The 12,825-nt window shown below is 54.6% G+C and carries 8 protein-coding genes; 4 read left to right on the top strand and 4 right to left on the bottom strand.

What is annotated here, in order from left to right:
• Positions 1–8 precede the first annotated feature (8 nt).
• Positions 9–1,412 (bottom strand): trypsin-like peptidase domain-containing protein, encoded by a 1,404-nt coding sequence (locus LY85_RS13060; RefSeq protein ID WP_141826998.1) that lies wholly within the window; start codon positions 1,410–1,412, stop codon positions 9–11.
• Positions 1,413–1,689: 277 nt separating this feature from the next.
• On the opposite strand from LY85_RS13060, the gene LY85_RS13055 reads away from it, so the two are divergent.
• A complete protein-coding gene (locus LY85_RS13055) occupies positions 1,690–2,214 on the top strand; it encodes a cob(I)yrinic acid a,c-diamide adenosyltransferase (protein ID WP_141826997.1) in 525 nt (174 codons plus the stop codon).
• A gap of 6 nt (positions 2,215–2,220) precedes the next feature.
• Here LY85_RS13055 and LY85_RS13050 read toward each other — a convergent pair whose 3' ends face one another.
• Complete coding sequence (locus tag LY85_RS13050) at positions 2,221–4,473, bottom strand: vitamin B12-dependent ribonucleotide reductase (RefSeq protein WP_141826996.1); 2,253 nt, start codon at positions 4,471–4,473, stop codon at positions 2,221–2,223.
• A gap of 155 nt (positions 4,474–4,628) precedes the next feature.
• Positions 4,629–8,192 (bottom strand): pyruvate:ferredoxin (flavodoxin) oxidoreductase, encoded by a 3,564-nt coding sequence (gene nifJ, locus LY85_RS13045; protein ID WP_141826995.1) that lies wholly within the window; start codon positions 8,190–8,192, stop codon positions 4,629–4,631.
• 343 nt (positions 8,193–8,535) lie between these two features.
• Between nifJ and LY85_RS13040 the strand changes: the two genes are divergently transcribed.
• From LY85_RS13040 to LY85_RS13030, 3 genes are all read left to right on the top strand, one after another.
• Entirely contained in the window at positions 8,536–9,939 is a 1,404-nt protein-coding gene (locus LY85_RS13040) for a hemolysin family protein (protein ID WP_243122557.1), read from the top strand.
• Positions 9,940–10,129: 190 nt separating this feature from the next.
• Positions 10,130–10,648, top strand: coding sequence for a QueT transporter family protein (locus LY85_RS13035; protein WP_141826994.1), 519 nt, complete (start codon positions 10,130–10,132; stop codon positions 10,646–10,648).
• Positions 10,649–10,667: 19 nt separating this feature from the next.
• Entirely contained in the window at positions 10,668–12,053 is a 1,386-nt protein-coding gene (locus tag LY85_RS13030) for a potassium transporter TrkG (protein ID WP_141826993.1), read from the top strand.
• A 93-nt stretch (positions 12,054–12,146) separates the two neighbouring features.
• On the opposite strand, the gene LY85_RS13025 is transcribed toward LY85_RS13030, so the two are convergent.
• Positions 12,147–12,812: a TrkA family potassium uptake protein gene (locus tag LY85_RS13025; RefSeq protein WP_141826992.1), complete on the bottom strand. Its 666-nt coding sequence runs from the start codon at positions 12,810–12,812 to the stop codon at positions 12,147–12,149.
• Between the last annotated feature and the right edge of the window lie 13 nt (positions 12,813–12,825).

Below are 12,825 nucleotides of genomic sequence, written 5' to 3'. Positions count from 1 at the left end.
CTGTAAACTTATTTTCCTGTTGACTGGGCCAGCTTTACTTTGGCGGTGAAGCTTTCCCCCGTCAGGGAACTGGTAACGTTCAGCGTAACCGTGTCCCCCGGCTTCTTCCCCGTAATCACGTTTGTAATCACGTTCTGGCTGGTCACATCCTTGCCGTCGATCTTCGTGATCACGTCGCCCTTTTTAATCCCTGCGGAGGTAACCTCCGGATTCGTCACGGAGCCGACGTACATGCCGACGGGAAGGTTGTAGAAACGGGAAGTCATCGTATCGATAAACTGGCCGGAGATTCCGAGCACCGCTCTGTCCTTGACGTAGCCGTACTGCTTCAGATCGCTGATGATCGGCTGCGCCACATTGATGGGGATGGAGAAGCCGAGGCCTTCATACCCGGTGGCTACGATTTTGGAAGAGTTGATGCCCACGACCTGGCCGTACATGTTGACCAGCGCGCCGCCGGAGTTGCCCGGATTGATCGCTGCGTCGGTCTGGATGCATTTCATGGTATAGCCGGTATCGGAATTGGTGATTTCACGGTTTAATGCGGAAACATAACCGATGGTGACGCTGGAGTTGAACTCCAGGCCGCCCGGGTTGCCGATCGCCATGACGGTATCCGCGACTTTGAGGTCGTCGGAGGAACCGAATTCCGCCGCGGTCAGGCCCTTTGCGTCGATTTTGATAACGGCCAGGTCGGTGACGCTGTCGCTGCCGACCAGCTTCGCTTCATATTTTGTTCCGTTGGATAAAATAACTTTGAGGGAAGACGCGCCCTCGACCACGTGCGCATTGGTAATGATGTACCCGTCACTGGTCGCAATAATGCCGGAACCCTCGCTTGTCGGGGTGACGGAACTGTCCTCGTCGCTGCTTTCCGCGTTGCCCGTACCGTTCCCGCCCATCGTATAGCGGGTGCTCTGGCCCAGCTGGTAATTTTGGATACAGACGACCGACGGGACCACCTTTTCGGCGATCTGCTGCTTGGTCAGTTCCCCGGTCACTGCGGCGGTGTTGGTGGTGCCGCTGTTGACCAGCTTCGTTACGGTAAACGCCGGATCACTGGTGCTTGCGTTCCCGAGCTTGACATACCCGTTGTTGACCAGCGCCGCGAACCCTGCGATGGAACCGGCCGAAATCATCAGGCAGCACATGACCCCCGCCAGTACCTTGACGAAAGTCCTTTTGCCGCCGCGCTTTTTTTTGCGCGGCTCCTGAAAATCGAAAACGGGCTGCTGGGAAACGGAGGGCCGCTCCCAGCTGTAAACCGGGGGCTCGTTCGACGGCTTGCTGTAATGGTAAAAATCCCCCTGCCACTCCGTCTGGTCCGCGCTTCTGTGTTCCGTATCGTTACTGTTTAAATCACGATTTGCCAGGTCTTTTTTCTTTTTATCATCTGCAAATGGATTAAACATCTGAATCATTCCTTTCTGCGGTGATTTGCTTGCTGTGATTGTTATGATACCGGTTCTATGTGAAAAGGATGTGATTATTAGTTTATATTTTTATGATATTTTTAAGAAAAATATGTAACCTGAATTTAACCAAATTATGAATGCCGAAAGGGAATGTTTTTTCTTTCTGCGATCTTACCGTAAAATCCCCCGAAAATGCATGGATTCCCGGCGGATTTGCGCCAAAATGTGCTATGATAGGATCAGAAATAAATTTTATACGGATGGAGAATGTGCGATGAACGGACTGACTCATGTTTACTGCGGGGACGGAAAAGGCAAAACCACCGCCGCCGTCGGGCTGGGAGTGCGCGCCTGCGGAAGCGGGAAACGGGTGCTGATGGCACAGTTTCTGAAGGGGAACGGCTCCGGCGAGCTGGCCGCCCTGAAACAGCTGGAAAATTTCAGCGTGCTCCCCACGGTGCCGACCGTAAAGTTCACCTTTCAGATGACCAAAAAAGAGCTGGAGGCAGCCGCCGTCCTGTGCGGCAACCTGTTCTGCAAGGCGGTTGCCTCCGCCAAAGCGGACGAGTGCGATCTGCTGATTCTGGACGAGGTATTTGCCGCAGTCAACTGCGGCCTGCTCGACGACGCAATGCTGACCGACTTTATAAAAAACAAGCCCCAGAAGCTGGAGCTTGTTCTGACGGGGCGAGGCCCGAAGCCGGAGGTTCTGGAGCTCGCCGATTATGTTTCCGAAATCAGGAAGGAAAAGCACCCCTACGACAGGAATATCCCCGCCCGAAAGGGGATTGAATTCTAAACTGCTTTAGCCGCAGCGGGAGTACCCGCACTGGCGGCACGTCACGCATCCGCCCTCGTGCTCCAGCCTTGCCCCGCACTCCGGGCAATAATGCATTTTTCCCGGGGCGTCGTCCGCCGCTTCTCTCACAGGCGGGGACTTCCGCGGTGTGGGAGCGGTCCACTTTCCCAGCTGGACCTGCTCTTTGTAAACGCGTTCAATCGTCTTTGCAATCGCGTCCGGGCAGGAGGTGCATTTCAGCCCCGGCTGGCGGATAGTCGACGGGCAGCGGATTCCCCTGAGCTGGTCGACAATGCTTTCGACCTCCATCCCGCTGCGCAGGGCGACGGATGCAAGGCGCGCGGTCGCCTCCGACTGGGACGGGCATCCCCCGGCCTTGCCGGTATTGGTAAACACCTCGCAGATTCCCTGATCGTCGTAGTTGACGGTAATATACAGGTTTCCACAGCCGATTTTCACCCGCTCCGTAATCCCGGTCACCGTATCGGGCCGCGGGCGCGGCACAATCCGGCCATCCTCCGGCGTCTCCGCCGCGGGCTGGCCTTCTTTTTTTACCTGCCCGATGTTAAGCACCTGTTCCGCGCGGCTGCCGTCACGGTAAATGGTCACGCCCTTGCAGCCGAGATGGAACGCGAGCGTATACACGCTGGCCACGTCCTCTTTTGTGGCGCTGTTGGAGAAGTTCACCGTCTTGGAAACCGCGTTGTCCGTTCCCTTCTGGAACGCCGCCTGCATCCGGATATGGTACTCCGGGCTGATGTCGTGCGCGGAAACGAACACCCGGCGCAGGTCCTCCGGCAGCTCCTCAATATGGGCGACCGTCCCTTCTTTGGCAATGCGCTTCATCAGCTCGTCCGAGTACAGTCCCCGCTTTTCCAGCTCCGCCTTCAAAATCGGGTTGACCTCGATCATTTCCGTGCCGTCCATGATGTTGCGGATGTAAACATAGCCGAAAACCGGCTCTACGCCGCTGGAGCAGTTCGCGATGATGGAAAGGGTACCGGTCGGCGCAATGGTCGTGATCGTCCCGTTGCGCATCGGTCTGTCCTGCGGCAGGATACTTTCGCCGAAAAGTGGGAACGCACCGCGTTTTCCGGCAAGTACGGCACTCTCTTCGCGCCCGCGTTCGGTAATGAATTTCATGACCTTTTCTCCGAGCGCGATCGCTTCGTCGGAATTGTACGGAATCCCCATCTGCAGCAGGCTGTCGGCCCAGCCCATGACGCCCAAGCCGATTTTCCGCGTCTGTTTGGTTACCCGGTCGATATTTTCCAGCGGATACTGGTTGGCGTCAATGACGTTGTCCAGAAAATGCACGGCGTTTTTTACCGTCAGCCCAAGCTTGTCCCAGTCGAACTCCGTTTTTCCGTTCGCCGTCTTCAGCATCTTCACCAGATTGACGGAACCTAAGTTGCAGGACTCATAGGGGAGCAAAGGCTGTTCCCCGCACGGGTTGGTGGACTCGATTTCACCCTGCGAGGGCACAATGTTGTCCCGGTTCAGGCGGTCCAGAAAGATAATTCCCGGCTCGCCGTTGCGCCACGCGGCGTCCACGATCCGGTCAAACACCATGCGTGCGCACAGAGCGGAAACGGCTTTCTTCGTGTGGGGGTCGACCAGCTCATAGTCGGTATCCTTCTCCACCGCTTCCATAAATTTTTCCGTCAGGCCCACCGAGATATTGAAGTTGTTGATTTCGTTGTTGTTGGCCTTACAGTCGATAAAATCGAGGATATCCGGGTGATCGATACGCAGGATGCCCATGTTTGCGCCGCGGCGGGTTCCGCCCTGCTTGACGGCTTCCGTCGCCATGTTGAACACTTTCATGAAGCTGATCGGGCCGGAGGCGACTCCGCCGGTCGAATTGACGGTGCTGCCCTGCGGGCGCAGACGCGAAAAAGAAAAGCCCGTTCCGCCGCCCGATTTGTGAATCAGCGCCGCCTGCTTGATCGCTTCAAAAATATCCTCCATGCTGTCCGCAACCGGCAGCACAAAGCACGCCGAAAGCTGTCCGAGCGGGCGGCCGGCGTTCATCAGCGTGGGAGAATTGGGCAGGAACTCCAGCTCCTGCATCATATGGAAAAAGGTTTCCTCCGCCTTTTTAACGTCTGCCTTCCCGTCGTGCAGCCTGTCCGGCTCCGCAATGGCGGCGGCCACGCGGCGGAACAGGCCTTCCACGGTTTCCGTGGTTTCTCCCTTTTCATTTTTGATCAGGTACCGCTTTTGCAATACCGTCAGTGCATTCTGTGATATGGTCATGGCCACAATTCCCTTCCCTGTCCATTTTATGATACTATATATTGTATCACTTCATACACATAAGTCAATATATTGTGAATATTTTATCGTATTCAGAAATAAATAAAGAAGGCCCCGCGCGGATTACCGCGCGGGGCCAACTGATTCAAGAAAGATTATTCCATTTTGGAGAGTTTGACAAGGTGCTCGTAGTTTTCGGCCGCAACCTTTTCAGCCTTCTGGAACAGAACCTCTGCGCGCTCCGGGAATGCACGGGTCAGGGAGTTGTAACGAACCTCGCCCATGATGAAGTCACGATAGCTGGCTGTAGGAGCCTTGCTGTCGAGATGGAACGGATTCTTGCCCTGCTCCGCAAGACGCGGATCATAGCGGAAGTTGGTCCAATAGCCGGCTTCAACCGCCTTCTTCTCTTCCATCTGGGAGATGCTCATGCCGCCCTTGATGCCATGGTTGATACAGGGAGCGTAAGCAATGACGATGGAAGGTCCGTTGTAGCTTTCAGCTTCCGAAATCGCCTTGATGGTCTGGTTGTAGTCTGCGCCCATTGCGACGCGGGCCACGTAAACATAACCATAGGTCATTGCGATAGCGGCAAGGTCCTTCTTCTTTGTCGCCTTACCGGTTGCCGCAAACTGAGCGACGGAACCGATCGGGGTGGACTTGGAAGCCTGGCCGCCCGTATTGGAGTAAACCTCGGTGTCGAATACGAGAATGTTGACATTCTCACCGGAAGCGAGAACATGGTCAACACCGCCGAAGCCGATATCATAAGCCCAGCCGTCGCCGCCGAAGATCCACATGGATTTCTTGGCGAGGTAGTCTTTGTCAACAAGCGTTTTCTTCGCAAGCTTTGCAACATCGTCGCTGCCGTTTGCAGCTTTTTCGAGCTCCGCAATCAGAGCGTCTGCCGCGGCGCGGTTCAGGTTGCTGTCTTCCTTGGTCGCAAGGTAATTCTTGCAGGCTTCCTTCAGGGAAGCGGAAGCCGCTTCGGAAGCTTCGATATTTTCAACATACTCGGCGAGTCTGCCGCGGATCGCGTTCTGGGCAAGAGTCATGCCGAAGCCGAACTCCGCGTTGTCCTCGAACAGGGAGTTGTTCCACGCGGGGCCGTATCCCTTCTTGTTGACGGTATACGGTGTGGCCGGTGCGGAACCGCCCCAGATGGAGGAGCAGCCTGTCGCGTTGGCAATATACATTCTGTCGCCGAAGAGCTGTGTGACGAGCTTTGCATACGGTGTTTCACCGCAGCCCGCGCACGCGCCGGAGAACTCAAGCAGAGGCTGCTTGAACTGGCTGCCCTTGATGGAGGTAGGCTTAAACTTCTCGATGACTTCCGGCTTCTCGTCAAGGGTAAGGCCGTAATCAAAGCCCTTCTGGCTCTCAAGCTGTGTTTCCATCGGCTTCATGACCAGTGCCTTTTCACCCTTCATGCCCGGGCAGACGGATGCGCAGGAGCCGCAGCCGGTGCAGTCATAGGAGGAAATGGTGATCGCATATTTCATGCCGGGCATACCGGTCATATCCTTGGTCTTCTGGCTTGCAGGCGCCGCGGCGGCCTCTTCCGCAGTCATAGCGACCGGGCGGATAACGCCGTGCGGGCAGACATAGGAGCAGAAGGTACACTGGATACAGTTTTCCGGATGCCACTCGGGAATATCAATGGCGATGCCGCGCTTCTCGTAAGCGGAGGAACCGGCCGGCACAGTGCCGTCGGCCATCTTGACAAAGGCGGATACGGGAAGCTGATTGCCCTTGTATTTGTTTGCGGGAACCATGACGTTGTTGACATACTCCAGCGTTTCCGGTCTGCCGTCCGTAAAGACGTGCGCCTGGGTGTCGTCCGTGCTGTTCTTCCAGGATGCCGGAACTTCAACCTTGACGAAATCGGTCGCGCCGCGCTCAATAGCGGCATAGTTCATATCGACGATCTTCTGGCCCTTCTTCGCGTAGGAATGCAGGGCGGCGTCCTTCATATACTGGATCGCCTGTTCGGAAGGAATGATGTTCGCGATCTTGAAGAATGCGGACTGGAGGATGGTGTTGATGCGGCCGCCGAGGCCGATCTCTTTACCAAGCTTGATACCGTCGATGGTGTAGAAGTTGATATTGTTGTCGGCAATGAATTTCTTCATTTTGCCCGGCAGTCTCTTGTCAAGCTCTTCCAGATCCCACTGGCAGTTCAGAAGGAAGCTTCCGCCCGGCTTCAGGTCCTGTACCATGTCGTACTCGTCGACATAGGAGGGCTTATGGCAGGCGACGAAGTCGGCCTGGCTGATATAGTAGGTGGACTTGATCGGTTTGCTGCCGAAACGCAGATGGGAAACGGTCAGGCCGCCGGACTTCTTGGAGTCGTAGGCGAAATAGCCCTGAGCGTACATGTCGGTGTGGTCACCGATAATCTTAATGGAGTTCTTGTTTGCGCCGACGGTGCCGTCCGCGCCAAGGCCCCAGAATTTGCAGGAGTGCGTGCCCTTCGGGGTCGTGTCCGGAGTTTCCTTAATGTCGAGGGAAAGATGGGTAACATCATCGATGATGCCGATGGTGAAACGCTTCTTCGGGGTGTCGGTTTCCATGTTGCGGTATACGGCGACGATCTGGCCCGGGGTGGTGTCCTTGGAGCCGAGGCCGTAGCGGCCGGTGTAAATCGGAACAGAACCGAATTCCGTGCCGTTGACCGCGGCAAGAACATCCAGGAACAGCGGCTCGCCGATGGAGCCCGGCTCTCTTGTTCTGTCGAGCACGGAAATCTTCCTGACCGTCTTCGGCAGGACGTCGAGCATATATTTCGCAACGAACGGTCTGTACAGTCTGACCTTGACCAGACCGACCTTGTCGCCGGCTGCGTTCAGGTAATCCACAACTTCCTCCGCCGCTTCGCAGACGGAACCCATTGCAATGATAACCCTTTCGGCATCCGGTGCGCCGTAGTAGTTGAACGGCTTGTAATCGGTGCCGATTTTCTCGTTGACTTTATTCATATAGTCGACAACAACATCCGGAAGAACATCATAGAATTTGTTGCCGGCTTCACTTGCCTGGAAGAAGAAGTCGTCGTTCTGAGCCGTGCCGCGCGTAACCGGATGCTCCGGATTCATCGCGTTGCGGCGGAAGGACTCCACAGAGTCCCAGTCGAGCATCTCGCTCAGATCGGCGTAATCCCACATGTGGATCTTCTGTACTTCATGGGAAGTACGGAAGCCGTCGAAGAAGTGCAGGAACGGTACGCGGCCCTTAATGGCGGAAAGATGGGCGACTGCGCCCAGATCCATAACCTCTTGCGGGCTGTTGGAGCAGAGCATTGCGTAACCGGTCTGACGGCATGCATAAATGTCGGAATGATCGCCAAAAATGCAAAGTGCGTGGGTCGACAGGGAACGTGCCGAACAGTGGATGACGCTCGGAAGGAATTCGCCGGCCATCTTGTACATGTTCGGGATCATCAGGAGAAGTCCCTGAGAAGCAGTGTAAGTAGTGGTCAGCGCGCCTGCTGCCAGCGAACCGTGCACTGCGCCTGCGGCGCCCGCTTCGGACTGCATCTCGGTAACCCTGACTTCCCTGCCGAAAAGATTTTTTCTGCCGGCCGCGGCATATTTGTCCGTTTCATCTGCCATAACGGACGACGGGGTGATGGGGTAGATAGCAGCAACATCTGTAAACGCATAAGACACATGTGCGGCAGCGTTGTTGCCATCCATAGTTTTCATCTTTCTTGAATCCATTATAATTATTTTCCTCCTTTTAAGGATAATCTATTTGCTATAGGCGCCAACATACTGCACCTTGTCTAAATTTTATCATCTTTTATAAGATATGTAAAGAAATTTTGCAGAATTGACCATAGAATTTACATTCCCAATAAAATTTGAAAAAATTTATCCTGAATTCGTTCATTTTGGCGGCGATTCCACCCTGTGAAGCGGCTTTGCCCGGCCACACCTCTGCCTCTTTACTTTGCTCGTGCGCACAAATGCGCAGATACTCCATAAACTGTTTGACATTAGTATGAATAATAATATACAATAATATTATTATATTTTATTTCCGAAAGGGGAAAAACAATTCATGTCACCCGAACCTGACGGCTCATTTTTCCATTTACTGAGCGCGCTGCCCGCCGCTGCTGAACAGGAGCCAAATGAATTTTTATCCATTCTGCTGCTGTTTGTCCTGATTTTGGTAAACGCTTTCTTTGCCGCGAGTGAAATCGCAGTGATTACCCTCAACGACAACAAGCTGAAAAAGATGGCGGAGGACGGTAATAAAAAAGCCGTCAAGGTACTGAAGCTGACGGAGAATTCCAGCCGCTTTCTCGCGACCATCCAGGTCGGCGTGACACTGAGCGGATTTCTGACCTCTGCTTCGGCTTCCCAAAGCTTTGCCGGCAAGCTTGCAAAACAGCTTGCCTTTCTGCCCTTACCCACCGGCGTCGTCTACGGCGTATCCACGGTATTGATTACCGTGCTGCTGTCCTATTTCTCGCTCGTGCTGGGCGAGCTGGTCCCGAAAAAAATCGCCATGCAGCGCGCGGAAGAGCTGTCCTTCAAATTCATCGGCATCCTGAACGGCACTTCCACTGCTTTCCGGCCGTTTATTTCCTTCCTTTCCTTTTCCACCAACGTCGTTCTGAAGATGCTGGGCTTTGATCCCAACGCCTCGGAGGAAACCGTCACGGAGGAGGAAATCCTGATGATGGTCGACGCGGGCGAGGAGAAGGGCGTCATCGGCGAAACCGCCAAGGATATGATTTCCAATATTTTCGATTTCAGCGACATCACCGCGAGCGAAATCATGACCCACCGTACCGAGGTGGACGCCGTGGAGGACACCGCCTCCATACAGGACGTCGTGAATCTTTCCATTGCTGACGGACACTCCCGTATCCCCGTTTACCACGAGGATCTGGACAATGTTCTCGGTGTGATTTATGTGAAGGACCTGCTCCAGTATGTCGGCAGCGAACTGGATGAAAAGATCAGGATTACCGACCTGATGCGCCCCGCGTACTTTGTGCCGGAGAGCAAACGCTGCAGCCAGCTGCTTACTGAGATGGCCGAGCGCAGGACCCAGATCGCGATTATTATTGACGAATACGGCGGGACAGAGGGGATTATTACCATGGAGGACCTGCTGGAATCCATTGTCGGCGACATTCAGGACGAATACGACCACGAGGAAGAGGAAATACATAGGGTGGACGATCACAAGTTTACTGTGGACGGCGGGACCGACATCGATGAAATTTCCGATCTGGTGGGAATCGAACTTCCCGAGGGGGACTACGACACCATTGCCGGCCTGGTGGTGGAGATGCTGGGAAGGATTCCAAAACCGGGCGAACACCCCGTCGTACAGGTCCAAAACCTGACGCTGACCGTTCAGGAGGTCGAGGACCGCCGCATTTCCAAAATCCTGATCGAGGTGCTGCCGGAACCGGACGACGGCGACACTCCGGCGAAAGACGAATAACAGAAAAAACAGAGAGTCTGCTGCTTCGGCACAGGCTCTCTTTTCTTGCGCCGTGATGCCGGATATTTGCGGAAACGAGTTGCTTTCATCGCCATTTTGTAGTATGGTATTGTAGTTATCGGACACAGCCTGTCCGGTATGGTCAGTCGCAAAATCCTGACCTTAAATAAAACTACGGAGGAATCTAAAAATGAAAAATCAGTCTCAGCGTGCGCAGTATCTTGCGCAGGGCGCTATGATCGGCGCCATCTACATGGTTTTGACCCTTCTTGCGGCCCTGGCGAACTTAGCCTACGGCCCGGTGCAGTTCCGATTTTCGGAAGCGCTCACCATTCTGCCGGTCTTTACTCCGGCGGCCGTTCCTGGGCTTGCGGTCGGCTGTCTGCTCTCCAATATCTGGAGCGGCTACGGCGCGGCGGATATGGTGTTCGGAACTCTGGCGACTCTTTTGGCGGCAGTCTGCACGAGGATGGTCAGAAACATCCGGATCAAAAACATTCCCTTTCTGGCCCCGCTGCCGCCGGTTTTGTTCAACGCGGTGATTATCGGGCTTGAGATCGCCATTTTGTCCACGGAAGGCTTCTCGTGGGCCGGGTTCTGGGCGGCTGCCCTTTCGGTAGGAGCCGGAGAGCTGGTGATCTGCTACGGTCTGGGACTTCCCTTGGCTGCGGCCTTGCAGAAGGTAGGGAAAAAGAAAAAAATATTCTGATTTTGGGGTGGAACTTGCAATGGGGGAAGAACAGTTCTGTGTGAAAAAGCGGCTGAGGAGCGTGCCGCCGGTCAGGCTGATTGTGGTGAGCTTTGCCATTGTCATTCTTGTGGGCGCAGTCCTGCTCACGCTGCCGATGGCTTCACGCAGCGGTCTGCCGACCGGGTTTATTGATTCGCTGTTTACCGCGACCTCGGCGACCTGTGTCACAGGTCTGGTCGCATTTGACACATGGACACACTGGAATCTGCTTGGCCAGATCATCATCATTCTGCTGATTCAGATCGGCGGGCTGGGCGTTATCACCTTCACCACCGGCTTTTCCATACTGGTCCGCCGAAAAATCGGGCTGCGGGACCTGCAGCTGGCAACAGAAAATACGAGCGGCGACACGATTAACATAAAGCATCTGATCAAGATCATTCTTTTCTTTACATTTTTCTGCGAGATGACCGGGACGGTGCTGCTGACGTTCCGTTTCGTTCCTCAGTTTGGGGCAAAAGGAATTTGGATTGCGGCGTTTACGGCGATTTCCGCCTACTGCAACGCCGGATTCGATATCCTGGGCTTTTTGATGAAGGACGGCAACCTGATTCCCTACGTCGGAGACCCTCTGGTCTGCCTGACAGTCGGCGGGCTGATCGTGATCGGCGGGCTGGGCTTTGTGGTAATCAGCGATATTTACAATGCGAAGCTTCTTCCCCGGATTCATAAGGAAAAACCGGCCCATCTGCATTTTCACTCCACGCTGGTACTGATCATGACGGCGATTCTGATTGTGTCCGGTACCGTGCTTTTTCTGGTCTGCGAATACGACAATACGCTCGCAGGCATGGATTTCGGAACAAAGCTGAACGCTTCCCTTTTTCAGTCCATCAGCGCGCGCACCGCGGGCTTCTGTACGGTAGACATTGCAAAGGAACACGATTTTACGAAAATCATCACGGTTATCCTGATGTTTATCGGCGCCTCCCCGGCAGGGACCGGCGGCGGTATTAAGACAACCACCTTTATCGTGCTGCTGGCTACGGTCGTCAGCGTCATGCGCGGAAATGAAGAAACCACCCTGCTCAAACGCCGGATAGACCAGTCTACGGTTTACCGCGCGCTGTCGATTCTTTCCGGCGCGGCTATGGTCCTGTTTGTTGCCACAGGCATTATTTTGACCGCGGACCCGGATGTCAACGGCGTCGACGCCCTTTTTGAGGCGACGTCCGGTTTTGGCACCGTGGGGCTTACCGCGGGTGTCACACAGACTTTAAGCTGGATTTCCAAGCTGACGGTAAGTCTTACTATGTATATCGGCCGTGTCGGCCCTGTTTCCCTTGGGCTTGCGCTGACTCTTCACAGAGGACACCGCAGCGCAGGCGCGATTTTGCCGGAAGGGAAAGTCATTGTGGGCTGATACTTCGGCGATAGCAGCGGCCTCCCCGGCAAAGCCGAAGAGGCCGAGAATGATAAAATCCCACCGCGTTTCTCGCGGTGGGATTTTTAGTATTTATTCCTCTTGGGCGCCTAGAATCCTCATCAGTTCCTTCTGGCTTTTATTCTCACAGACGGCGACGATTTCGTCATTGGCGCGAATAACCGTAAACCCGTTTGGAATCATCATGGAATCCCCGCGTACCACGGAGATAATCAGCGAACCCTGCGGTAGGGTGATATCCTTCAGCTGCACGCCGTCCAAAGCGGTGTCGCGCGGAAGGGTAATGGCACAGATTCCGGCCTTCCCCTTATTCAGCGTTGCAAGCAGATGCATCTTTGAGACGTCCACTTCCTGCTCAATCAGGTTGGTGATAATTTCCGTGCTGCTGACGGCAATATCCGCGCCCAGTTTGCGCAAGGCCGCCAGATTGCGGGGGTCGTTCGCCCGCGCAATGACTTTTGCCGCCTTAAATTCTTTTCTGGCCAGCTGCGAGGCAACAAGATTGTCCTGATCGCTGCCCGTAACCGCAATCACGCAGTCGGCGTTTTTTGTACCGGCTTCATCCAGCACCTCAATTTCCGTGCCGTCGCCGCAAATCACTTCCACGTCCAGCTCATTGGCGAGGCGCATACATTTGAGCTTATCTTTTTCAATCAGCTTCACGCTGTATTTTCTCTCGAGCATATTTCTGGCAATCTGATGTCCCAGCTTGCCGCCGCCCACAATTACAATTCTCATATCTTCCCAATAT

It is taken from the genome of Clostridium sp. KNHs216, from assembly GCF_006714885.1.
In the GTDB taxonomy this organism is placed as follows: domain Bacteria; phylum Bacillota; class Clostridia; order Oscillospirales; family Acutalibacteraceae; genus Caproiciproducens.
This window is presented reverse-complemented; position numbering and strand designations above follow the sequence as displayed.

Excerpts from the sequence above, each read along its gene's own strand:
- LY85_RS13040 (WP_243122557.1), top strand. The coding sequence starts at position 8,536 with ATGTCACCCGAACCTGACGGCTCATTTTTCCATTTACTGAGCGCGCTG.
- nifJ (WP_141826995.1), bottom strand. The coding sequence starts at position 8,192 with ATGGATTCAAGAAAGATGAAAACTATGGATGGCAACAACGCTGCCGCA.
- LY85_RS13060 (WP_141826998.1), bottom strand. The coding sequence starts at position 1,412 with ATGTTTAATCCATTTGCAGATGATAAAAAGAAAAAAGACCTGGCAAAT.
- LY85_RS13055 (WP_141826997.1), top strand. The coding sequence starts at position 1,690 with ATGAACGGACTGACTCATGTTTACTGCGGGGACGGAAAAGGCAAAACC.
- LY85_RS13050 (WP_141826996.1), bottom strand. The coding sequence starts at position 4,473 with ATGACCATATCACAGAATGCACTGACGGTATTGCAAAAGCGGTACCTG.
- LY85_RS13030 (WP_141826993.1), top strand. The coding sequence starts at position 10,668 with ATGGGGGAAGAACAGTTCTGTGTGAAAAAGCGGCTGAGGAGCGTGCCG.
- LY85_RS13035 (WP_141826994.1), top strand. The coding sequence starts at position 10,130 with ATGAAAAATCAGTCTCAGCGTGCGCAGTATCTTGCGCAGGGCGCTATG.
- LY85_RS13025 (WP_141826992.1), bottom strand. The coding sequence starts at position 12,812 with ATGAGAATTGTAATTGTGGGCGGCGGCAAGCTGGGACATCAGATTGCC.